At 68.6% G+C, this 22,142-nt stretch carries 16 protein-coding genes; 6 read left to right on the top strand and 10 right to left on the bottom strand.

The features are described 5' to 3' along the window. Positions 1 to 123 precede the first annotated feature (123 nt). Entirely contained in the window at positions 124 to 2,085 is a 1,962-nt protein-coding gene (prpR, locus tag AC6EI8_RS12515) for a propionate catabolism operon regulatory protein PrpR (RefSeq protein WP_498382060.1), read from the bottom strand. 347 nt (positions 2,086 to 2,432) lie between these two features. Between prpR and prpB the strand changes: the two genes are divergently transcribed. From prpB to prpF, 4 genes are all read left to right on the top strand, one after another. Beyond that, positions 2,433 to 3,341 (top strand): methylisocitrate lyase, encoded by a 909-nt coding sequence (prpB, locus tag AC6EI8_RS12510; RefSeq protein ID WP_043438308.1) that lies wholly within the window; start codon positions 2,433 to 2,435, stop codon positions 3,339 to 3,341. Between the two features lie 28 nt (positions 3,342 to 3,369). Then, the gene (gene prpC, locus AC6EI8_RS12505) at positions 3,370 to 4,530 is read left to right on the top strand and encodes a bifunctional 2-methylcitrate synthase/citrate synthase (protein WP_150081489.1); all 1,161 of its coding nucleotides are present in this window, start codon (positions 3,370 to 3,372) and stop codon (positions 4,528 to 4,530) included. A gap of 114 nt (positions 4,531 to 4,644) precedes the next feature. After that, positions 4,645 to 7,266 carry a Fe/S-dependent 2-methylisocitrate dehydratase AcnD gene (gene acnD, locus AC6EI8_RS12500; protein WP_149318963.1) on the top strand — a complete coding sequence of 874 codons (2,622 nt, stop codon included), beginning with the start codon at positions 4,645 to 4,647 and terminating at the stop codon, positions 7,264 to 7,266. 41 nt (positions 7,267 to 7,307) lie between these two features. Continuing rightward, positions 7,308 to 8,507: a 2-methylaconitate cis-trans isomerase PrpF gene (prpF, locus tag AC6EI8_RS12495; protein WP_498382059.1), complete on the top strand. Its 1,200-nt coding sequence runs from the start codon at positions 7,308 to 7,310 to the stop codon at positions 8,505 to 8,507. 177 nt (positions 8,508 to 8,684) lie between these two features. Here prpF and AC6EI8_RS12490 read toward each other — a convergent pair whose 3' ends face one another. After that, positions 8,685 to 9,155 (bottom strand): PaaI family thioesterase, encoded by a 471-nt coding sequence (locus tag AC6EI8_RS12490; protein WP_498382058.1) that lies wholly within the window; start codon positions 9,153 to 9,155, stop codon positions 8,685 to 8,687. 288 nt (positions 9,156 to 9,443) lie between these two features. On the opposite strand from AC6EI8_RS12490, the gene AC6EI8_RS12485 reads away from it, so the two are divergent. Then, positions 9,444 to 9,704: a DUF1289 domain-containing protein gene (locus tag AC6EI8_RS12485; protein WP_150081493.1), complete on the top strand. Its 261-nt coding sequence runs from the start codon at positions 9,444 to 9,446 to the stop codon at positions 9,702 to 9,704. 203 nt (positions 9,705 to 9,907) lie between these two features. Here the strand turns inward: AC6EI8_RS12485 and AC6EI8_RS12480 are convergent, their stop codons facing one another. The 8 genes from AC6EI8_RS12480 to AC6EI8_RS12445 form a co-directional block, all read right to left on the bottom strand. Next, complete coding sequence (locus AC6EI8_RS12480; RefSeq protein WP_498382057.1) at positions 9,908 to 12,397, bottom strand: penicillin acylase family protein; 2,490 nt, start codon at positions 12,395 to 12,397, stop codon at positions 9,908 to 9,910. Between the two features lie 108 nt (positions 12,398 to 12,505). Then, positions 12,506 to 13,939 (bottom strand): aldehyde dehydrogenase family protein, encoded by a 1,434-nt coding sequence (locus AC6EI8_RS12475; RefSeq protein WP_149318967.1) that lies wholly within the window; start codon positions 13,937 to 13,939, stop codon positions 12,506 to 12,508. Between the two features lie 319 nt (positions 13,940 to 14,258). Further along, positions 14,259 to 15,881: an ABC-F family ATPase gene (locus AC6EI8_RS12470; protein ID WP_149318968.1), complete on the bottom strand. Its 1,623-nt coding sequence runs from the start codon at positions 15,879 to 15,881 to the stop codon at positions 14,259 to 14,261. Positions 15,882 to 16,202: 321 nt separating this feature from the next. Further along, the gene (ldcA, locus tag AC6EI8_RS12465; protein ID WP_498382056.1) at positions 16,203 to 17,144 is read right to left on the bottom strand and encodes a muramoyltetrapeptide carboxypeptidase; all 942 of its coding nucleotides are present in this window, start codon (positions 17,142 to 17,144) and stop codon (positions 16,203 to 16,205) included. After that, a complete protein-coding gene (gene tadA / locus AC6EI8_RS12460; protein ID WP_407648488.1) occupies positions 17,141 to 17,839 on the bottom strand; it encodes a tRNA adenosine(34) deaminase TadA in 699 nt (232 codons plus the stop codon). Before tadA ends, ldcA begins: the two co-directional genes overlap by 4 nt. Positions 17,840 to 17,984: 145 nt before the next feature. Next, positions 17,985 to 18,461, bottom strand: a complete 477-nt coding sequence (gene queD / locus AC6EI8_RS12455) for a 6-carboxytetrahydropterin synthase QueD (protein ID WP_149318970.1) — start codon at positions 18,459 to 18,461, stop codon at positions 17,985 to 17,987. Positions 18,462 to 18,494: 33 nt separating this feature from the next. After that, positions 18,495 to 19,130 carry a 7-carboxy-7-deazaguanine synthase gene (gene queE, locus AC6EI8_RS12450; protein WP_064577063.1) on the bottom strand — a complete coding sequence of 212 codons (636 nt, stop codon included), beginning with the start codon at positions 19,128 to 19,130 and terminating at the stop codon, positions 18,495 to 18,497. Between the two features lie 145 nt (positions 19,131 to 19,275). Next, the gene (locus AC6EI8_RS12445) at positions 19,276 to 20,214 is read right to left on the bottom strand and encodes a LysR family transcriptional regulator (RefSeq protein ID WP_265632485.1); all 939 of its coding nucleotides are present in this window, start codon (positions 20,212 to 20,214) and stop codon (positions 19,276 to 19,278) included. A gap of 200 nt (positions 20,215 to 20,414) precedes the next feature. Here AC6EI8_RS12445 and AC6EI8_RS12440 point away from each other — a divergent pair, with 200 nt between their 5' ends. Beyond that, the gene (locus AC6EI8_RS12440; RefSeq protein WP_498382055.1) at positions 20,415 to 21,620 is read left to right on the top strand and encodes an MFS transporter; all 1,206 of its coding nucleotides are present in this window, start codon (positions 20,415 to 20,417) and stop codon (positions 21,618 to 21,620) included. The last annotated feature ends 522 nt before the right edge of the window (positions 21,621 to 22,142 follow it).

Below are 22,142 nucleotides of genomic sequence, written 5' to 3'. Positions count from 1 at the left end.
ACAGCGCCTTCGCCTTCCCCGCCAACCCCGCCGCCGTTCGGCTGCGAGGGGGCGAATATTAAGGGAGCGTGACAGCCATTGCAAGCGCTTTTTCGTGCGACCGTCGACGTGCCGTAAGTGGCCTCAAGCTGCCTCTTTGAGCCGCCGCCACAAGGTGGTCGGACTGATGCCCAACAGGTGGCACGCCGCGGCGCGATCCCCACCGCATTCGTCCAGCACACGGCGGATATGTTCCGCCTGGGATGAACGCGCCACTCCCACAAGCGAATAGCTGCCTGATCGCGCACTCCCCACTGCCGGCGGCGCCGCGTCCATCCCTTCGCCACCGAACAGCTCGGGCACCGTCGCACGCAACTCGCGCAGCAGCGCTTCCTCGCCGAGCGCCCTCCCCGCCAACAACACGGCAATCCGCTCCACCACGTTCTCCAGCTCGCGGATGTTCCCCGGCCAGCCATACGCCGTCAGCCGGCTGCGCGCCGCTTCCGGCAGGCTGTCCGGTCGAGGCAATCCGAGCCGTTGCTGCGCGCGGCGGTACAGCAACTCGGCCAGCTCCGGCAGGTCCGCCTTCCGTTCGCGCAGCGGCGGCATGGCGATCCGCAGGATATTCAGCCGGTAGTAGAGATCCTGGCGAAACGCCCCGTCGCGCACGAGCGCGGCAAGATCCCGATGCGTGGCGGCGATCACGCGCACGTTGACCGGTACCGCGTCCACGCCGCCGATCGGCAGCACCTGCTTTTCCTGCAGCACGCGCAACAACCTCGTCTGCAGGGCCGGCGGCATGTCGCCGACCTCGTCCAGGAACAGGGTGCCGTTATGCGCGGACTCGAACAGCCCCGCCTTGCCGCCGCGTCGGGCGCCGGTGAACGCGCCCTCCTCGTAGCCGAACAGCTCGCTCTCGAGCAGCGCCTCGGGAAACGCCGCGCAATTGATCGCCACGAACGGAAACGCGCGGCGCGGACTGGCATCGTGCATGCCCTGCGCCAGCACCTCCTTGCCGGTGCCGCTCTCGCCGCTGATCAGCACGGTGGAATCGACGGCCGCATAGCGCCGCGCCAGTTCGCGCAGCTGGCGCATTGCCGGCGATTCCCCCGCAAGATCGTCGAGCCGATAGCGAACGCCGGTCGTGCGCGCGCTGGCGCGCCGGCGCAGATGACGGTCGACCCGCTGGATCGCATTGGCATCCTGAATCGTCAACACCGCGCCCGCGGGACTGCCTTCCATCAGAATCGGAATCCGGTTGACCACCACCATGCGGTCGCCCAGCTTGTGGATCGCCTCGAGTTCCTTGGCGCCGGTCCGCATCACGCTGTCGAGCGACAGATCGGGAGCCAGGCCCTGCAGCTTGCGGCCGACTGCATCGGCGGCTGGCGTGCCGAGGAAGCGCTCCATCGCCGGATTGAACGACTGGATCCGCCCGTCGGCATCGACGGCCGCGACGCCCTCGTTCAGATGCGCCAGGATCGTATTGACGTATTCGCGCCGGCTCGACTCGATGCGCCGCAGCCGCGCCGCCTCGATCGCGTCCTCGAGCGCGAGCTTGACCGACTGCCCCGAGTACAGGAACACCCCCGTCAGCCCGAGCCGATCCGCGAGTTCCGTCACGAGCCCGGGTCCGACCACGACCTCGATGCCCTCCTGCCGCAGCGCCTTGACGCGCACCGTGGCGTCGTCCTCGGTCAGGTACGTATACGACGGAATCGGCAGGCCGAACTCCCTCGCAAACTCGTCGACTTCGGGATACGTGGCGGCGTGGGTCACCAGCGCGACCCGCGGCGAGATGCGCCGCGCGGTAGCGAGCGCGCTGAGCACGTCGAACCCCGTTACCTTGACCAGCGTGACCGGCACGTCCACATGCTGGCGCAGATAGGCGCCGTTCGAGCCGGCCGCGACCACCGCGTCGAGCCGCCCTTCCCTGGCCTCCCGGGCGATCGCACTGGCGGCCGCCTCGTAGCCCTTGCCGACGAGCCGGAAGTCCGCCTGGGCGGCATAGGAAGGAATCAGATCGGCGAAGGCACGCGACAGCCGGCTGATGCCGACCGCCCAGATGCGAGGCCGGCCAGGAGGGATCGGGGTAGCGGGAGTCATGGATCGAAGGAAAATGGCGAACGCCGCAAGCCACGGCCAACGCGAAACAAGATGGCGAACGCTGCAGACCGCAGTCAGCGGACGAACAAAACCGGCCACAATAGGACGTTGACGCCAGCACGTTACGCGCCGCCGCTGCATTCTGCGCCCACCGGCGCTGCATTTCAACTCACGGAGATGGAATTCAAACTTGAAATGCAACTCAAGCGTCGGACACGCCACCTGAGGCGGGGAAAACACCCGCTAGCCCTTGTCCGGACTGGTCAAATCACGCCACCCCGCAACCCGCCACGCCGTTGGCACGCCGCTTGCGCTCTGCCGGCATTCCGCTCACCCAGGACGCCATCATGACCCTGACCTCCCAAGACCTGGCCCGCTCGGCCGGCGCCCGTTTCCGCCAGGCCCTGGCCGACGAGCAGCCGCTGCAGGTCGTCGGCACCATCAACGCCAACCACGCCCTGCTGGCCAAGCGCGCCGGCTACCGCGCGATCTACCTGTCCGGCGGCGGCGTCGCGGCCGGCTCGCTGGGCCTGCCCGATCTCGGCATCTCGAACCTCGACGACGTGCTGACCGACATCCGCCGCATCACCGATGTCTGCGACGTGCCGCTGCTGGTCGACGTCGACACCGGCTTCGGCGCCTCGGCCTTCAACGTGGCGCGCACCACGCGCTCGCTGATCAAGTTCGGCGCCGCCGCAATGCACATCGAGGACCAGGTCGGCGCCAAGCGCTGCGGCCACCGGCCGAACAAGGAGATCGTCTCGCAGGACGAGATGGTCGACCGCATCAAGGCCGCGGTCGACGCGCGCACCGACGAGCATTTCGTCATCATGGCGCGCACCGACGCGCTGGCGGTCGAGGGCCTGGACAAGGCGATCGAACGCGCGGTGGCCTGCGTCGAGGCCGGCGCCGATGCGATCTTCCCGGAGGCGATGACCGACCTGTCGATGTACCGCAAGTTCGTCGACGCGGTGAAGGTGCCCGTGCTGGCCAACATCACCGAGTTCGGCGCCACGCCGCTGTTTACGCGCGACGAGCTGGCCGGCGCCGGCGTCGCGATGATCCTCTACCCGCTGTCGGCGTTCCGCGCGATGAACAAGGCCGCCGAGAACGTCTACGCGGCGATCCGCCGCGACGGCACCCAGCAGAACGTGCTGGACACCATGCAGACGCGCGCCGAGCTCTACGAGAGCATCGGCTACCATGCATACGAACAGAAGCTGGATGCGCTGTTCGCGCAAGCCAAGGCCAAGTAATCAGAACAGAGCGAAGCAAGGAGACGACATGTCCGAAGCCACTCCGGCGCAAGCCACCCCGAAGCCCAAGAAATCCGTCGCGCTGTCCGGCGTCGTCGCCGGCAATACCGCGCTGTGTACGGTCGGCCGCAGCGGCAACGACCTGCACTATCGCGGCTACGACATCCTCGACGTTGCCGAGACCTGCGAATTCGAAGAGATCGCCTATCTGCTGGTGCACGGCAAGCTGCCGACCCAGGCCGAGCTGAACGGCTACAAGGCCAAGCTGCGCGCGCTGCGCGGCCTGCCCGCCAACGTCAAGGCCGCGCTGGAATGGGTTCCGGCCTCGGCCCATCCGATGGACGTGATGCGCACCGGCGTGTCGGTGCTCGGCACGGTGCTGCCCGAGAAGGAAGACCACAATCTGCCGGGCGCGCGCGACATCGCCGACCGCCTGATGGCCTCGCTCGGCTCGATGCTGCTGTACTGGTACCACTACAGCCATAACGGCCGGCGCATCGAGGTCGAGACCGACGACGATTCGATCGGCGGCCACTTCCTGCATCTGCTGCACGGCCGCAAGCCCAGCGAGCTGTGGGAACGCGCGATGCACACCTCGCTGAACCTGTACGCCGAGCACGAATTCAACGCGTCGACCTTCACCGGCCGCGTGATCGCCGGCACGGGTTCCGACATGTATTCGGCGATCTGCGGCGCGATCGGCGCGCTGCGCGGCCCCAAGCACGGCGGCGCCAACGAGGTCGCGTTCGAGATTCAGAAGCGCTACGACACGCCCGACGAGGCCCAGGCCGACATCACCCGCCGCGTCGAGAACAAGGAAGTCGTGATCGGCTTCGGCCATCCGGTCTACACGACCGGCGATCCGCGCAACCAGGTGATCAAGGAAGTCGCGCGCCGCCTGTCGAAGGACGCCGGCTCGATGAAGATGTTCGACATCGCCGAGCGCCTGGAGACCACGATGTGGGACATCAAGAAGATGTTCCCCAATCTCGACTGGTTCAGCGCCGTCAGTTACCACATGATGGGCGTGCCGACCGCGATGTTCACGCCGCTGTTCGTGATCGCGCGGACCTCCGGCTGGGCCGCGCACATCATCGAGCAACGCATCGACAACAAGATCATCCGCCCGAGCGCCAACTACATCGGCCCGGACAACCTGAAGTTCGTGCCGATCGAGAAGCGCCGCTGATGCGGCAGATCCGGGCGGGAGCGGCCGCGCCACGCGCTCCGCTTCCGCCCGCAGTCCGCATGTCCCACGACACACCACGGCGCGCCGAGCACGACCCGTATTGATCCCCTCCCCATGAATACTGCCTACCGCAAACCGCTGCCCGGCACGGGCCTGGACTATTTCGACGCACGCGCCGCGGTCGATGCAATCCAGCCCGGCGCCTATGACAAGCTGCCCTACACCTCGCGCGTGCTCGCCGAAAACCTGGTGCGCCGCTGCGACCCGTCGCTGCTGAACGCGGCGCTGACCCAGCTGATCGAACGCAAGCGCGAGCTGGACTTCCCGTGGTTCCCTGCGCGCGTGGTCTGCCACGACATCCTCGGCCAGACCGCGCTGGTGGACCTCGCCGGCCTGCGCGATGCGATCGCCGACCAGGGCGGCGATCCGGCCCAGGTCAATCCGGTGGTGCCGGTCCAGCTGATCGTCGACCATTCGCTGGCGGTCGAGCACGGCGGTTTCGACAAGGATGCCTTCGCCAAGAACCGCGCGATCGAGGAGCGCCGCAACGAGGATCGCTTCCACTTCATCGAGTGGACCCGCAAGGCGTTCAAGAACGTCGACGTGATCCCGCCGGGCAACGGCATCATGCATCAGATCAATCTGGAGCGGATGTCGCCGGTGATCCATGCCGTCGACGGCGTCGCCTACCCCGACACGCTGGTCGGCACCGACAGCCATACGCCCCATGTCGACGCGCTGGGCGTGATCGCCATCGGCGTGGGCGGCCTCGAGGCCGAGAACGTGATGCTGGGCCGCGCGTCGTGGATGCGGCTGCCGGACATCGTCGGCGTCGAGCTGCGCGGCAAGCCGCAGCCGGGCATCACCGCGACCGACATCGTGCTGGCGCTGACCGAATTCCTGCGCAGCCAGCGCGTGGTGGGCGCCTATCTCGAATTCCGCGGCGAAGGCGCGGCCAGCCTGACGCTGGGCGATCGCGCGACCATCTCCAACATGGCCCCCGAATACGGCGCCACCGCGGCGATGTTCTTCATCGACGGCCAGACCATCGACTATCTGCGCCTGACCGGCCGCAGCGACGAGCAGGTGCGTCTGGTCGAGACCTACGCGAAGACGGCGGGGCTGTGGGCCGATACGCTGGAGGACGCCGAATACGAGCGCGTGCTCGAGTTCGACCTGTCGACCGTGGTCCGCAATATGGCCGGCCCGTCGAACCCGCACAAGCGCCTGCCGACCACCGCGCTGGCCGAACGGGGCATCGCCGGCCAATGGCAGGAAGTGCCGGGACAGATGCCGGACGGCGCCGTGATCATCGCCGCCATCACCAGCTGCACCAACACCAGCAATCCGCGCAACGTGATCGCCGCCGGCCTGCTGGCGCGCAACGCCAACGCGCGCGGCCTGACGCGCAAGCCCTGGGTCAAGTCCTCGCTCGCGCCGGGCTCCAAGGTGGTGCAGCTGTATCTGGAGGAAGCCGGACTGCTGCCCGAGCTCGAACGGCTGGGCTTCGGCATCGTCGCGTTCGCCTGCACCACCTGCAACGGCATGTCGGGCGCGCTCGATCCGGCGATCCAGCAGGAGATCGTCGAGCGCGACCTGTATGCGACCGCGGTGCTGTCGGGCAACCGCAATTTCGACGGCCGTATCCATCCCTACGCGAAGCAGGCCTTCCTGGCCTCGCCGCCGCTGGTGGTCGCCTACGCGATCGCCGGCACCATCCGCTTCGACATCGAGCGCGACGTGCTGGGCCACGACGCGAACGGCCAGCCGGTGACGCTGAAGGACATCTGGCCGAGCGACGAGGAGATCGACGCGATCGTCGCGCAAAGCGTCAAGCCCGAGCAGTTCCGCAAGGTCTACGAGCCGATGTTCGCGGTACAGGCGGCCAACGCCGAGACCATCAGCCCGCTGTACGACTGGCGGCCGCAGAGCACCTATATCCGCCGCCCGCCGTACTGGGAAGGCGCGCTGGCCGGGGAGCGCACGCTCAAGGGCCTGCGTCCGCTGGCGGTGCTCGGCGACAACATCACCACCGACCACCTGTCGCCGTCCAACGCGATCCTGCCCGACAGCGCCGCCGGCGAATACCTGGCGAAGATGGGCCTGCCCGAGGAAGACTTCAATTCGTACGCGACCCACCGCGGCGACCACCTGACCGCGCAGCGCGCGACCTTCGCCAACCCGACCCTGGTCAATGAAATGGCGGTGGTCGACGGCAAGGTCAGGAAGGGTTCGCTGGCGCGCATCGAGCCGGAGGGCAAGGTCGTGCGCATGTGGGAAGCGATCGAGACCTACATGGAGCGCAAGCAGCCGCTGATCATCATCGCCGGCGCCGACTACGGCCAGGGCTCGTCGCGCGACTGGGCAGCCAAGGGCGTGCGGCTGGCCGGCGTGGAGGCGATCGTCGCCGAAGGCTTCGAGCGGATCCACCGCACCAATCTGATCGGCATGGGCGTGCTGCCGCTGGAGTTCAAGCCGGGCACCAACCGCCTGACGCTGCAGATCGACGGCACCGAGACCTTCGACGTGATCGGCGAGCGCAAGCCGCGCGCGGACCTGACGCTGGTGATCCACCGCAGGAACGGCGAGCGCGTCGAGACCGCGGTGACCTGCCGGCTCGATACCGCCGAGGAAGTGTCGATCTACGAAGCCGGCGGCGTGCTGCAGCGCTTCGCGCAGGACTTCCTCGATTCGACCAAGGCGGCGCGGGCGGCCTCGGCCGCATCGGCTGCATGAACCGGGCGCGGCGCTCCACCCTGAATCAGCACGAGGCATCCATGGTTTCCCTTCCCCAGATCCGCATCCCCGCCACCTATATGCGTGGCGGCACCAGCAAGGGCGTGTTCTTCCGCCTGCAGGACCTGCCCGAGGCGGCGCAGTCGCCGGGCCCCGCCCGCGATGCGCTGCTGATGCGCGTGATCGGCAGCCCCGACCCGTACGGCAAGCAGATCGACGGCATGGGCGCGGCGACGTCGAGCACCAGCAAGACGGTGATCGTGTCGCGCAGCAGCCGGCCCGACCACGACGTCGACTATCTGTTCGGCCAGGTCGCGATCGACCAGCCCTTCGTCGACTGGAGCGGCAACTGCGGCAACCTGTCCGCCGCGGTGGGCCCGTTCGCGATCTCCGCCGGGCTGATCGATCCGGCGCGCATCCCGCGCGAGGGCGTCGCCACCGTGCGCATCTGGCAGGCCAATATCGGCAAGACGATCGTCTCGCATGTGCCGATCGTCGACGGCATGGTCAAGGAGACCGGCGACTTCGAGCTGGACGGCGTGACCTTCCCCGCTGCCGAGATCATGCTCGAGTTCATGGACCCGGCGGCCGAGGAGGAAGGCGGCGGCGGCGCGATGTTCCCGACCGGCAACCTGGTCGACGACCTCGAGGTGCCGGGTGTCGGCACGCTGCAGGCGACGATGATCAATGCCGGCATTCCGACCATCTTCGTCAACGCCGACGCGATCGGCTACACCGGCACCGAGCTGCAGGAGGCGATCAATGGCGATCCCAAGGCGCTCGCGATGTTCGAGACCATCCGCGCCTACGGGGCCGTGCGCATGGGCCTGATCCAGAACGTGGACGAGGCCGCGCGGCGCCAGCACACGCCCAAGGTGGCCTTCGTCGCCCCGCCGGCCAGCTATACCGCGTCGAGCGGCAAGCCGGTGCGCGCCGAAGACATCGACCTGCTGGTGCGCGCGCTGTCGATGGGCAAGCTGCACCACGCGATGATGGGCACGGCGGCGGTGGCGATCGGCACCGCGGCGGCCATTCCCGGCACCCTGGTCAATCTCGCTGCCGGCGGCGGCAAACGCCAGGCCGTGCGCTTCGGCCATCCGTCCGGCACGCTGCGCGTCGGCGCCGAGGCCGAGCAGGTGGACGGCGAATGGGTAGTGAAGAAGGCCATCATGAGCCGCAGCGCCCGGATCCTGATGGAAGGCTGGGTGCGGATGCCGGGCGACTGGAACCCGGTTGCCTGATGGCAGGGATGCCGGGCCGCTTGTCGGCCCGGCATGTCATGGCGGTGGGCGGGAAATCTGGCGGTTAATTGCGTTTCAACGCAATGTCCAACGGGACGACGGTCACCGCACAGCGGCGGACAGTCCCGTCTCGGCCCGTTTCGGCACGTCTCGGCAGCGCCCGGGCCTCCCTGGCCCTCAACCAAACAACACGCTATTCATCAGCGCCTTCGCCACCACGGTGCCCGCCTCCGGCTGTTCGGCATAGACCGTGATCTCCGTGGCGATCTGCCGCTGGCCGCGGCGCACCACCGTCGCCACGGCGCGCAGCGCGGCCGCCTCGGCCGGCGCCACATACTGGATCGACAGCGCGCTGGTCGCGCCGCCGCGCACCTTGTCCGGGTCCGCGCCGGACGCCGCCGCCGCCGCGCCGGCGATATCGATCAGCGTCGCTATCACGCCCCCGTGCACCGTCTTGCCGACCGTGACATCGCCGGGACTGAACGGCAGCACCAGCTCGACATGCTCGGGCGCCAGCACGTCGAGCGCGACGCCGAGCGTGCGGGCCACCGGCGAGCCGATCAGGATTTCCTCGACCATCGCGCGAATGCGGGGCGCGACCTCGGCATAGGTACCGGTGGCGGAGAGTGGGGTCAGGGAAGACATCATGCGGGCTCCTGAGAGGGAATCGTGGGTGCGTCGTGGTGAGTCCATGATGGCAGCCGGCGTCGCCGACGCTCAATTACCCGGCAGGTAATCCGATCGACGACGCGGCAGCCGACGCCAGTAGCCGACGCCGGTAGCCGACGCCGGTAGCCGACACCGGTGGACAACGCCGGTGGACGATGCAGTGGTCGACGCGCTGAGCGGAGAATATTGCCGATCGGCGCCACACCGCGCCGCGGCACCGCCCCACCCCGCCGCTTATAATGGCCGCCTTTGCCACACCCAGCCGCCATGCCGCAAACCCGCCCCGATTCCGCGCCAGACCCGCTCGCCCTGCCCGACTCCGCCGAGACCACCGACGACAGCCTGTTCGACCGTCCCGACAGCCCCTGCGTCGGCATCTGCTCGACGCTGTTCGACGAGGTCTGCCAGGGCTGCGGCCGCACCGCGATGGAGGTCAGCAACTGGGTCTTCATGAGCGACGCGGAAAAGCAGGCGGTGTGGGAACGCATCACGCGCGAAGCCACCGCGCGCCGTTTCCAGCGCGACTAGGGCTCCCCTCTGGCCCCTCTGGCCCCTCTGGCCCCTCTGGCCCCTCTGGCCGCTCTGGCGCCTCTGGCGCCTCTGGCCCCTCTGGCCGCTCTGGCGCCTCTGGCCCCTCTGATCCGGAGAGCCTTGATCCAGAGCGCCCTGATCAGCAGAGCGCCCTGATCAGCAGAGTCCACTGATCCGCAGAGCCCTGGCCCGACAAGCCCTCACCGGCTCGCCCCGCTCGTCCGGCCGCCATCGCGCGCCGCCGGCGTCAGCACCAGCGTCTCGAACGCCTTCGCCCCCGCCGGATGCCCGGCCCCCTGGATCGTCACGTACTCGCCGCGCGCCCATTGCTCGGTCCAGTCGCGATAGTGCGGCGACAACACGTTGCCTGATTGCCCCGTCGGCGTGATGAAGCGCGAGGCCGACAGATCGGCCAGGTCGTAGATCGCCCGCACGCTGGCGCCATGCACGTTCTCGAACGGCGCCTGTTCGTCGCCCAGGTTGTGGCGGCCGGCATTGACGGTATAGGTGTCGCCGCCGGTCGGCACCTTGACGTTGAAGAACCCGGCCAGCGACGGCACCTTGGCGAACGGCCGGTGTTCGGCGCGGGCGGCATGGGCCTGGCCCCAGCGCCAGCGCCGCGGATCGTCGCCGTAGCGCTGCTGCAGATCGGCGATGGCCCGTATCCACGCGGCGCCCATCGCGTCGTTGCAGTCCTCGGGCGCCGGCGTCTTGGGATCGTCGCACCAGAAGCGCCCCAGGCCCCGCGAGCTGCGCAGCACGTTCAGCATCGCCTGTTGCACATTGCGCTGCTCCCACATGCGTGCGAACACGCCATCGCCGACCTTGCCCTCGAACATGCCGCGCGACAGCTCGCGCAGCCAGGCGGTGGCGACCAGCGGCTCTGCGCGGTCCGCCGACATCGTGCCGTCCCACCGCGCCAGCGCGGCGAACAGCTCGCGCTCGCGCGCCGGACGCGTTTCGTCGGCGGCAATCGACGCACCGAGCAGCAGCGGCAAGGCGTCCTTGACCGCCAGCGACAGCTCGTCCTTCTGGATCGCCGCGAACGTATCGAGCGTGTGCTGCCGCCGCGCGCCAAGCAAGGCCCGGATGCGGTCGTGCCGATACGGCACGGTCCATTCGCTGGTCAGGAAGTACGGATAGTCGTCCGGCACGATCTTCTGGTTCGCGGTCACCACCATGCCGCCGGGCGGATTGAAGCTGCGCGGCAGCCGTTCGAACGGAATGAAGCCGTTCCAATCGTAGCGCGCGTCCCAGCCGGGCGCCGGAGCCAGGCCCTTCAGATCGTTGGCGGCGTGGCGCAGCGGCACGCGGCCCGGCGCGATGAAGCCGATGTTGCCGTCGACATCGGCATAGACCGCGCTCTGCTGGGGCGTGTGGAAGTCGCGCAACGCCTCTGTGAAACTGGTCCAGTCGTGCGCGCGGTTCAGCTTCAGGCCGGCCTGCACGGTGCGGTCGTCCGGCCGCAGCGCGACCCATTGGAATGCCACCACATACTGGGCGCCCAGCGGCGCGACGGCGGCCGCGAGCGGGTCGGCGACATCGGAGATCACCGGCCCGTGGCGGGTCGAGCGGACCCGGATCATCACGTCGGGCTGGTCCTTGACGCGGATGGTCTCCTCGCGCACCGCGAAATCGGCCCAGCCGTTCGGCGTCTGGTACTGCTCGGGCCGGCCGGGACGAAGCCGCTCGATATACAGGTCCTGCAGATCCGGCGCGGTATTGGTAAAGCCCCAGGCGATGCGTGGCGTATGGCCGATCACGACCACCGGCATGCCCGGCAAGGTGGCGCCGGTCACGTCCAGCCCCGGCGCGCGCAGCGTGGCGAAGTACCACAGCGCCGGCGCCTGCAGGCCCAGATGCAGATCGTTGGCCAGCAGCGGCTTGCCCGAGCGCGTATGGGCGCCCGATACGACCCAGTTGTTCGATCCCATGCCTTCGACCAGCCCCCGCGGCGCCGCGGCCTCGACGCTGGCCATCGCCGTGGTCAGCGGGGCCAGCTGGCGGTACAGCGCGGGATAGTCGGTGGTGCGCAGCGGCTGCTCGCCCGGATACGGCGCCAGCAGCTCGTTGATGCGCGACAGCGGCAGCGTCTGCGCCAGCCGCATGCGCAGCACCTCGCGGCTCCAGTTGGCGCTCAGGTCCCAGGCCATCATGGTCTGCCAGGCCAGCGTATCGGCCGGCTCCCAGCGTTCGGGCACGGTGCGCAGGATCGCGAATTCGGGCGGCAACGGGCCCTGGTGGCTGTCGATGCCGGCATTGACGCCGTCGGCATAGGCCTGCAGCGCGGCGCGCGTCTCGGGCGTGCTGGCGGCGAAGGCGGCCTCGGCATTGCGGCGCACGCCGATGGTGCGCAGGAAGCGATCGGTCGGCAGCGCGCTCGGTCCGAGGATTTCGGCCAGCCGGCCGGAGGCGATGCGCTTGTTCATCTGCATCTGCCAGAGCCGGTCCTGCGCATGGACGAAGCCCAGCCCAAAATACGCATCGAGCGGATCGCCGGCCTCGATGCGCGGAATCGCATGGCGGTCGCGCACGATGGTGACGCGCCCGTGCAAACCCGCCAGCGCGACGGTGCCCGCCACCGTCGGCTGCGACGCCTGCCGATACCAGGCATAGCCGCCGATGGCCGCGGCCAGCGCCAGCCCCGCCAGGATCACCGTCAGCCATGCCAGCCGCTTGAGCCAATGCATCGCCTTCCCCTCCCCCGTCCAACCGTTCGTTGCGGTGTCGTGTCGTTGTCGATTATCGCCGACGTAAAAATGCCCGGACAGGCCGGGCATCTTCCAATCGGTCGGCGCTCAGGCCGCGGGCTTCTTCAGCTGCAGCGCCTTGTACTCGAGGAACTCCTCCAGTCCGTACTTGCCGGCCTCGCGTCCATTGCCCGACTGCTTGTAGCCGCCGAACGGCGCCATCATGTTGAAGGGGCCGCCATTGATATCGACCTGGCCGGTACGAATGCGGCGCGCCACGCGAATCGCGCGCGCCTCGTCGCCCGACCACACGCCGCCGCCCAGGCCGTAGACGCTGTCGTTGGCGATGCGCACCGCGTCTTCCTCGGTGTCGTAGCAGATGATCGACAGCACCGGGCCGAAGATCTCTTCCTGCGCGACGGTGGCCTTGGGATCGACGTTGCCCAGCACGGTCGGCTGCACGAAGAAGCCCTTGTCCAGGCCGGCCGGCGGCTCGGTACCGCCCGCCACCAGTTCGGCGCCCTCGTTGAGCCCGCGCTGGATGTACCCCGTCACGCGGTCCTTCTGCGCAGCCGAGATCAGCGGTCCCAGCTTGGTGGTCTCCTGCAGCGGATCGCCGACGGTGAAGCCCGCCACCACCTTCCTGACGATCTCCTTGACCTCGTCATAACGGGCGCGCGGCACCAGCATCCGCGTATGCGCCGAGCAGGTCTGGCCGGAGTTCAGGAAGCAGGCGTTGATGGTGCCCTTGACCGCGGCCGGCAGGTCGGCGTCGTCCAGGATCACCGAGGCGGACTTGCCGCCCAGTTCCAGCGCGACGCGCTTGACGGTCTGCGCGGCCAGCTCGGAGACGCGCTTGCCGGCGCGGGTCGAGCCGGTGAACGACACCATGTCGACCTCGCGGTGGCTGGCCAGCACCTCGCCGACCACCGGACCATAGCCCGTCACCAGGTTGAACACGCCCGGCGGCAGTCCTGCGGCCTCGATCACCTCGGCCAGCACGAAGGCGTTCAGCGGCGCCACCTCGGACGGCTTGAGCACCACCGTGCAGCCCGCGGCCAGCGCGGGCGCAACCTTCAGCGTGATCTGGTTCAGCGGGTAGTTCCACGGCGTGATGGCGGCGACCACGCCGACCGGTTCGCGCACCACCAGCGAATTGCCGACCTCTTCCTCGAAGGTGAAGGACTCGACCAGCTTGGCCGCCTGGCTCCAGTTGAAGACCGGGCCGCCGACCTGGATCGCGCGGGCCAGCTTGATCGGCATGCCCACCTCGGCGGCGATCAGCTGCGCCAGCTCCTCGGTGCGCGCCTTCAGGCCCTCGGCGATCTTGCGGATATAGTCGGCGCGCTGCTGCGGCGGCGTGGCGGCCCAGCCGTCGAAGGCGGCGCGGGCCGCCTGGATGGCGTCCTCGGCGTCGCGCGCATGGCCCTCGGGAATCCGGCCCATCACCTCCTCGGTGGTGGAATGGATGACGTCGATCTGCCCGGTGCCGTGCGGGGCGACCCATTTGCCGTTGATAAAGAGTTTGTCTCGCTGTTGCATAGCCACAATTCCTCGGTGAGCCGTCAGGCGTACAGCCTTTCAGCGTTTCCAACCTGATTCAGGTGTTTCAGGGCGTTTGCCGTTGTTATCAATGTTTTCCGTGCCGACATTGTAGAGCCGATTTTGTCCGGCGATATCGCTTCGCCGCCCGGCGCGCGGCCTGCGCTTGCCAATATCCCGCCGATAATCGCGCGCGGTACCGCTCGCCAGCCATGAAAAAAGGCCGCAACGCGTCGATGCGTTGCGGCCTTCTTGCGGCCTTTCGTTCGCCAGCCTGCCCGCGGTGGCGGGCGGTGAGCAGCAGGCGTGACAGAAACCGTCAGCCGGCGATACCCTGCGACTCCAGATATTCGTCGTAGGTGCCCAGATAATCGGTCACCGTGCCGTCGGTGCGGATTTCGATGATCCGCGTGGCCAGCGCGCTGACGAATTCGCGGTCGTGCGAGACGAAGATCAGCGTGCCGGTGAACTTGTCGAGCGCGATCTGCAGCGACTCGATCGATTCCATGTCCATGTGGTTGGTCGGCTCGTCCAGCGCCAGCACATTATGGCGGCCCAGCATCAGCTTGCCCCAGATCATGCGGCCCTTCTCGCCGCCGGACAGCACCTTGACGGACTTCTTGATGTCGTCGGCCGAGAACAGCAGCCGGCCCAGCGTGCCGCGCAGCGACTGGTCGTCGTCGCCGGCCTGCGTCCACTGGGTCATCCAGTCCATCAGGTTGGTCTCTTCCGGGAACTCCTCGTAGGTGTCCTGGGGCATGTAGCCGACGTTGGCGTTCTCGGCCCACTTGACGGTGCCGTGATCGACCTCGATGCCGCGCTGCACGCCCGTCTGCACCGCGCCGTCCAGCAGGCAGCGCAGCAGCGTGGTCTTGCCCGCGCCGTTCTCGCCGATGATGGCGACACGCTCGCCGGCCTGGATCGACAGCGACAGGTTGTTCAGGATCTGGCGGTCGTAGGCCTTGCTGATGTTCTCGGCGGTCACCGCCAGGTTGTGCAGCTTCTTCTCGAACTCGAAGCGGATGAACGGGTTCTGGCGCGACGACGGCTTGATGTCCTCGACCTTGATCTTGTCGATCTGCTTCAGGCGCGAGGTGGCCTGGCGGGCCTTGGACTTGTTGGCCGAGAAGCGGCGCACGAAGTCCTGCAGTTCGGTGATCCGCTCCTTGGCGCGCGCGTTGGCGGCCATCTGGCGCTCGCGGGCCTGCATCGACGCTTCCATGTAGTCGTCGTAGTTGCCCGGGTAGACCTTCAGCGTGCCGTAGTCCATGTCGGCCATGTGCGTACAGACCGAGTTCAGGAAGTGGCGATCGTGCGAAATGATGATCATGGTGGAATTGCGCTCGTTGAGCACATGTTCCAGCCAGCGGATCGTGTTGATGTCCAGGTTGTTGGTCGGCTCGTCCAGCAGCAGCACGTCCGGATTCGAGAACAGCGCCTGCGCCAGCAGCACGCGCAGCTTCCAGCCCGGCGCGATATTGCTCATCGTGCCCTGATGCTGGTCGGTTGGGATGCCCACGCCCAGCAACAGCTCGCCGGCGCGCGCCTCGGCGGTGTAGCCGTCGTACTCGGCGTACTTGGCCTCGAGCTCCGCGGCCTTCATGTAGTCTTCGTCGGTCGCTTCCGGGTTCGCGTAGATCGCGTCGCGCTCCTGCGCCGCCGCCCACATCTCGGTATGGCCCATCATCACCACGTCGAGCACGCGCATGTCCTCATAGGCGAACTGGTCCTGGCGCAGCTTGCCCAGGCGCACGCCCGGTTCCAGCATCACGTTGCCGGCGCTCGGCTCCAGGTCGCCGCCGAGGATCTTCATGAAGGTGGACTTGCCGCAGCCGTTCGCGCCGATCAGGCCGTAGCGGTTGCCCTCGCCGAACTTGACCGAGATATTCTCGAACAAGGGCTTGGGGCCGAACTGCATGGTGATGTTTGCGGTAGATAGCACGTCGAAGAACCTTTTGGAATGCGGTGTAGCGGTGATGGCGGCCGGTGAAGGGGCCCGGTGGACGCGACAGATCGGCGAAGCCGCCGAAGGCGTGCCGCATGGCGCGGCGGGCTGGGCCAACGGAGCGACCGTGGCACGTGGCCGGACAGGCCTGAGCCCTTCACCTCGCGAAGAATCGGAGATTTTACCATTCCTGGCGCAATCGGGCGCGAGGATGGCGGCGGGTAGGGATGCCGGCCTGCGATCGGATCCTGCGGCGGGTCCTTCAATCAGATGCTGCGATCCGGGCCGGGCCCTCAGCGGGGCGCCCACACCGCGCGCTCAGGCCGCCCCGGCCAGCCGCGGATGCCCCGACATCGTCAGCGTGAAGCCGTCCGCCGAGGCGCGCAGCACGCCCTGCCCGCCCACCGGCAGCGTCAGCTTGCGCGTGCAGTGGCCGAACGGCAGCCCGGTGACGACCGGCACCGGCAGGCGCTCGCGCAGATAGGCCACCACGGCCGGCAGATCGTAGCCGTTGTCATAGTCGCTGACGCGGTAGCTGGAGAAGTCGCCCAGCAGGATCGCGCGCTGGGCGCCCAGCACGCCGGCCTGCTCGAGCTGCAGCAGCATGCGCTCGACGCGGTAAGGCGGCTCGTTGACGTCCTCGAGGAACAGGATGCCGCCGTCGACCTGCGGCAGGTACGGCGTGCCCAGAAGGCTGCACAGCATCGCCAGATTGCCGCCCCACAGCGTGCCCGCCACCTCGCCAGAGAACGGCTGGCCGCCTTCCTGCGGCGCGTCGATGTCGACGGTATAGGACGAGGCGCGCAGCAGCCCTTCGAAATGCCGCCACATATAGGGGTCCACCGGCTCGGCGCCGAAGTCGGCCAGCAGCATCGGGCCGGCCAGGCTGATGCCGCCCGCCCTGGCCAGGTACGCCAGCTGGAAGGCCGTGAAATCGCTGTGGCCGACGATCGGCGTGGCCGCGCGGCGGGCCTGCGCGGCGATGCGGTCGAAGTCGATGCGCGGCAGCAGACGGGCCATGCCGTAGCCGCCGCGCACCGCCAGCGTCAGCGCGCCTGGCGCGCCCATGCCGATGCCATGCAGGTCGGCCAGCCGCTCGTCGTCGGTGCCGCCGAAGCGCTGATGGCGGCGGTCCAGCACTTCCGGGTTGGCAACGTGGTAGCCGTGCGCCCGCAGCCAGTCGCAACCGCGGGTGGCGACGGCCATGTCGTGCGGATAGCCGGAGGGAGCGATCAGGCGGACTTCGATGGGCGCGTTCATGCGTCGGTCTTTCCCTGCGAATCGGATGACGGTTCGGCGCCGGGCGCGGCGCTGGGCTCAGCGCTGATGAACTCGGTGCTGGTGGGCTCGATGCTGGTGGGCTCGATGCTGGGCTCGGCGCCGGGGCCAACGCCACGCTCGATGCCGAGCGGCGCGGTGGCACGGTCCGCCTTCTGCGCGCGTCGCCGCGCCCGGAAGAAGTCGCGCAGCAGCTGGCCGCATTCGTCGGCCAGCACGCCGCCGCGTATCGTGGTCTGGTGATTGAGCCGCGCCTCGGCGAACAGGTCCAGCACGCTGCCGGCGGCGCCGGTCTTGGGATCGGTCGCGCCGAATACCACGTGGCGCAGCCGCGCGTGCAGCATCGCCCCGCTGCACATCGCGCACGGTTCCAGCGTCACGTACAGCTCGCACTCGGGCATGCGGTAGTTGCCGACCACCTGCGCGGCCGCGCGCAGCGCCTGCATTTCGGCATGCGCCGACGGATCGCGCGAGCGGATCGGCAGATTGTGGCCGCGCGCGATGATCGCGTCGTTCCAGACCACCACCGCGCCCACCGGCACCTCGCCCGCGGCTTCCGCCAACCGGGCCTCCTCCAGCGCGGCGCGCATGAAGCGCTGGTCGCGCTCGTCGGCCTGCGGTCCTTCGAAGGGCGGCGTGGCGGCGGCGGTGGACGATGGCGGCGGCGTGTCGGTCATCGGCGCGTCGGTGGCGAATTTGGTGGTGAGTTGAGGCAGCGGGTCGGCGTTGAATCGGCGTTGAATCGGCGTTGATTTGGTGCTGACTGGCGGCAAGTTGGCGGCGAGTTTGCGTCAATCAATTCCGCGAGACGCCGGAACGCCCTCAGTCCTGCGCCGGCGCCACGGCGGGCGCGGTCACCTCGGCCCAGCAGTTCGGCGTCTCGAACAGCACCAGCCGGGTCAGCTGCAGATGATGCCCGAAGCAGTCCTTGAACACCGGCGCCAGCATGTCGAAGGCGATCTGCGCCAGGTTCTCGACGGTCGGAATCGCGTCGAGCACCACCGTCTTGTGCCCCTCCATGCCGCGCAGGAATTCGAGCAGCGCGGTGTCGCCGCGATGGATCAGGAAGGCGTGGTCCCACTTGTCGACCAGATGCCGGTTCGCCAGCGCCTTGATGTCGCCAAAGTCCAGGATCATGCCCTCGTCCGCCGCGCCCTCGCGATGCAGCACCTCGCCCGACAGCGTCAGGTCGAGCCGATATCGGTGGCCATGGATATTGCGGCATTGGCCGCCATGGTTGGGGATGCGGTGGCCGGCGTCGAATTCGAGGCGGCGCGTGATCGAGACTTGCTTGTTCATGAAGACCGGTGCCGGGACCCGTGCGGCAGACGCCTAGCGGATGCCCAGCAGCTTGTGGGTTTGCAGCGAAAGGCGCCAGCGCGGATGGCGCTGGCAGAAATCGACGGCGAGGGCCGTATTCTCGCGCGCCAGCGGGCCGTCCATCGGCTGCACGAGGAAATAGCGGAAATCCAGCGCCTCGTATGCCGCGAAGTCCTGGCCGGGCTGCGGGATCACGACCTTGAGTTCGTCGCCGCGCGTGACCACCAGTTCGGCGCCCATCTTCGGGCTGACGCAGACCCAGTCGATGCCGTCCGGCACCGCGATCGTGCCATTGGTCTCGATCGCGATCTCGAAGCCCTGCGCGTGCAGCGCGTCGATCAGCGGCGCATCGAGCTGCAGCAGCGGCTCGCCGCCGGTGCAGACCACCAGCGGGCGGCCGCCCGCGCCTTGCGGCCATTGCGAGGCCACCTGCGCGGCCAGTTCCTCGGCGCTGCGGTACTTGCCGCCCAGCGTGCCGTCGGTGCCGACGAAATCCGTATCGCAGAAGCGGCAGATCGCCTGCTCGCGATCCTGCTCGCGGCCGGTCCACAGATTGCAGCCCGCGAAGCGGCAGAACACGGCGGCGCGGCCCGCGTTGGCGCCCTCGCCCTGCAGCGTGTAGAAGATTTCCTTGACGGCGTAAGTCATGCTTGCGGTCGGTTCGACCTGGAAGATTGGCGACGGGATGGTGCCCTGGCTGTCCCTGCCGGGCAGGGGGCGAATGCCGTGCGGCTGGCCCTGGCGGGGGCGTTCCCGGTCGCGCGGGGAAACGCGACAGTATACCAAAGACGCCTTAATGCCGCAGGCGCATGGCCGGCGGCCGTTCCGCGACCTGGCTCGGGGCGTCGTCCTGCATCCGCGCCGCCAGGAAGTCCAGAAAGCAGGCAATCCGCGCCGACAGCTGGGTATTCAGATAGTAGACCGCGTGGATGGGCTGGCGCACGTCGAGCGTCTCGCGGGGAAACAGCTGCACCAGGTCGCCGCGGGCGCGGTCCTGCGCGGTCATGAAGTCGGCCAGGCACACCACGCCCTGGCCCGCCAGCGCCAGCTGGCGCAGCGTCTCGCCGCTGGAGGCGGACACCGCCGGCGTGATCTCGAACTCGTTGCCGGCCTCGTCGCGCAGCGGCCACCGGTTCAGGCTGTCGGGCTGCGTGAAGCCCAGCAGGCTGTGACGGGCCAGCTCCCCGACCGAGCGCGGCCGCCCGTGCGCCTTCAGGTAGGCGGGGCTGGCCAGCACGCGCAGGCGACTGTGGCACAGCGGCCGGGCATGCAGCGTCGAATCGCGCAGCGCGCCGATGCGGATCGCGACATCGGTGCGGTGCTCCAGCAGATCGATGATCTGGTCGCTGCTGTGCAGCTCCAGCTCGATCTCGGGATAGGCGCGGCGGAAGTCGTCGACCAGCGGCACCACCACATGGAGCATGAACGGCGACGCGGCGTTGATGCGCAGCTTGCCGGCCGGCTTCTGCCGCCGCAGCGCGATCTGGTCCTCGGCCTGGTCGACCGCGCCAAGGATCGCGCGGGCATGCGCCAGCAGCGCGGCGCCCTCCTCGGTCAGCTCGAGCCGGCGCGTGGTCCGGCGCAGCAGCGCGGTGGCGAGCTTGTCCTCGAGCCGCGCCAGCGCCCGGCTGACGCCGGACACGGTCTGGCCCAGCTGGTCGGCCGCGGCGGTGATCGAGCCGCTGTCGACCACGGTGACGAAGGCCAGCAATTCTTCCAGGGTCATTTTCATGGCGGATGTTCCTGCGGGATCGAGCGGGACCGCTCCGGCGGGTCCAGCCGGGGGCGCCGGCATGGCGAGCAGGGGCCGCAATTATTGACTACGGATCAAGTATTTTCTGCATATTAACGGATTAATCGGCAAGCCTGCCAGGGTCACAATGCGTGCCATTCCGATCCCTGATACCTGACACCTGATACCTGGAGGCCATCATGCCCCTCGCCTTACTCGCGCTGACGATCAGCGCATTCGCCATCGGCACGACGGAGTTCGTCATCGTCGGCCTGATTCCCACCGTCGCGGCCGATCTGAACGTGTCGCTCCCCTCGGCCGGCCTGCTGGTCAGCCTGTACGCGCTCGGCGTCGCCGTCGGCGCCCCGCTGCTGACGGCGCTGACCGGCCGGCTGCCGCGCAAGACCCTGCTGCTGTCGCTGATGGCGCTGTTTACGCTCGGCAACCTGCTGGCCTGGCAGGCGCCCGGCTACGGCTCGCTGGTGCTGGCCCGCGTGCTGACCGGCCTCGCCCACGGCGTGTTCTTCTCGATCGGCTCGACGATCGCGACCGGTCTGGTGCCGCGCGAGAAGGCGGCCAGCGCGATCGCCATCATGTTCACCGGCCTGACCGTCGCGCTGGTCACCGGCGTGCCGCTGGGCACCTTCATCGGCCAGCATTTCGGCTGGCGCGAGACCTTCCTGGCCGTCTCGGCGCTGGGTGTGATCGCCTTCGTCGGCAGCCTGCTGTTCGTCCCGTCGAGGATCCGCCATACGCCGCCCGCCTCGCTGATGCAGCAGGCGCGCGTGCTGGCCGAACCGCGGCTGCTGCTGGTTTATGCCAAGACCGCGATCGGCTACGGCGGCTCGTTCATTCCCTTCACCTTCCTCGCGCCGATCCTGCAGGACGTGTCCGGCTTCGACGCCGGCGCCGTCAGCCTGGTGATGCTGGTGTACGGCCTGTCGGTCGCCGCGGGCAATATCTGGGGCGGCCGCCTGGCCGACCGCCACGGCCCGATCCCGGCGCTGAAGACGATGTTCGTGCTGCTGGCCGCGGTGCTGCTGGTGCTGAACTTCACCGCGCCGCACCGCTGGCTGGTGGTGGCGACGGTGCTGGCCTGGGGCGCGGTCGCATTCGGCAACGTGCCCGGCCTGCAGGTCTATGTCGTCAAGCAGGCCGAGCGCTTTACGCCGCAGGCGGTCGACGTCGCCTCCGGCCTGAATATCGCGGCGTTCAATCTCGGCATCGCCGGGGCCGCGTGGGCGGGTAGCCTGATCGTGACGCACCTTGGCCTGATGCATACGCCGTGGATCGGCGCGGCGGTGGTGCTGGTCGCGCTGGCGCTGACGGTCTGGAGCGGCCGCCTCGACCGCGCCGACGGCGTGGTCCATCGCGGTGGCCGCACCGCCGGCGCGATGTCGCACTGATCGGCCATCGGCGCTGGTCAGCCATCCGGGCTGATCAGCGATCCTCACCGATTGCCCATCCGAGCCGATCGCCATCTGAGCCGAACGCCATCCGAGCCGATCGCCATCCGAGCGGATCGGCGATCCGAGCCGATCGCGCATCCGGGCCGAACGCCATCCGAGCGGATCGGCGATCCGAGCCGATCGCGCATCCGGGCCGATCGCCATCCGAGCCGATCGGCGATCCGAGCCGATCGCGCATCCGGGCCGATCCGTCATCCCGCAGTGCGTGGCGGCGCCGGCAAGCCCGCCGCCACGCGCGAAATCTGCACCGCTTCCCGGGCTTGCCGACCAAGGCTTCAAGCCTGTCTCCATCCCGCCCCGCGCATGTGATCCATGCCACCACGGCATGCAACTTGCGTTCCGCTAGCCCGTCTGCGCGCAAAGACAGAACGCCGGGCGACGCCCGGCGACATCACACATCTCGGAGAGACAGCATGAAAGCAACGACCTTGGCAGCGGCGCTCGCCTCCTGCCTGGCGC

The sequence above is a fragment of the Cupriavidus sp. R6-3 genome (assembly GCF_059772245.1).
Note: the sequence above shows the minus strand (reverse complement) of the source record. Positions and strands in the feature narration are given on the sequence as shown.

Excerpts from the sequence above, each read along its gene's own strand:
- prpR (WP_498382060.1), bottom strand. The coding sequence starts at position 2,085 with ATGACTCCCGCTACCCCGATCCCTCCTGGCCGGCCTCGCATCTGGGCG.
- prpB (WP_043438308.1), top strand. The coding sequence starts at position 2,433 with ATGACCCTGACCTCCCAAGACCTGGCCCGCTCGGCCGGCGCCCGTTTC.
- prpC (WP_150081489.1), top strand. The coding sequence starts at position 3,370 with ATGTCCGAAGCCACTCCGGCGCAAGCCACCCCGAAGCCCAAGAAATCC.
- acnD (WP_149318963.1), top strand. The coding sequence starts at position 4,645 with ATGAATACTGCCTACCGCAAACCGCTGCCCGGCACGGGCCTGGACTAT.
- prpF (WP_498382059.1), top strand. The coding sequence starts at position 7,308 with ATGGTTTCCCTTCCCCAGATCCGCATCCCCGCCACCTATATGCGTGGC.
- AC6EI8_RS12490 (WP_498382058.1), bottom strand. The coding sequence starts at position 9,155 with ATGATGTCTTCCCTGACCCCACTCTCCGCCACCGGTACCTATGCCGAG.
- AC6EI8_RS12485 (WP_150081493.1), top strand. The coding sequence starts at position 9,444 with ATGCCGCAAACCCGCCCCGATTCCGCGCCAGACCCGCTCGCCCTGCCC.
- AC6EI8_RS12480 (WP_498382057.1), bottom strand. The coding sequence starts at position 12,397 with ATGCATTGGCTCAAGCGGCTGGCATGGCTGACGGTGATCCTGGCGGGG.
- AC6EI8_RS12475 (WP_149318967.1), bottom strand. The coding sequence starts at position 13,939 with ATGCAACAGCGAGACAAACTCTTTATCAACGGCAAATGGGTCGCCCCG.
- ldcA (WP_498382056.1), bottom strand. The coding sequence starts at position 17,144 with ATGAACGCGCCCATCGAAGTCCGCCTGATCGCTCCCTCCGGCTATCCG.
- tadA (WP_407648488.1), bottom strand. The coding sequence starts at position 17,839 with ATGACCGACACGCCGCCGCCATCGTCCACCGCCGCCGCCACGCCGCCC.
- queD (WP_149318970.1), bottom strand. The coding sequence starts at position 18,461 with ATGAACAAGCAAGTCTCGATCACGCGCCGCCTCGAATTCGACGCCGGC.
- queE (WP_064577063.1), bottom strand. The coding sequence starts at position 19,130 with ATGACTTACGCCGTCAAGGAAATCTTCTACACGCTGCAGGGCGAGGGC.
- AC6EI8_RS12445 (WP_265632485.1), bottom strand. The coding sequence starts at position 20,214 with ATGAAAATGACCCTGGAAGAATTGCTGGCCTTCGTCACCGTGGTCGAC.
- AC6EI8_RS12440 (WP_498382055.1), top strand. The coding sequence starts at position 20,415 with ATGCCCCTCGCCTTACTCGCGCTGACGATCAGCGCATTCGCCATCGGC.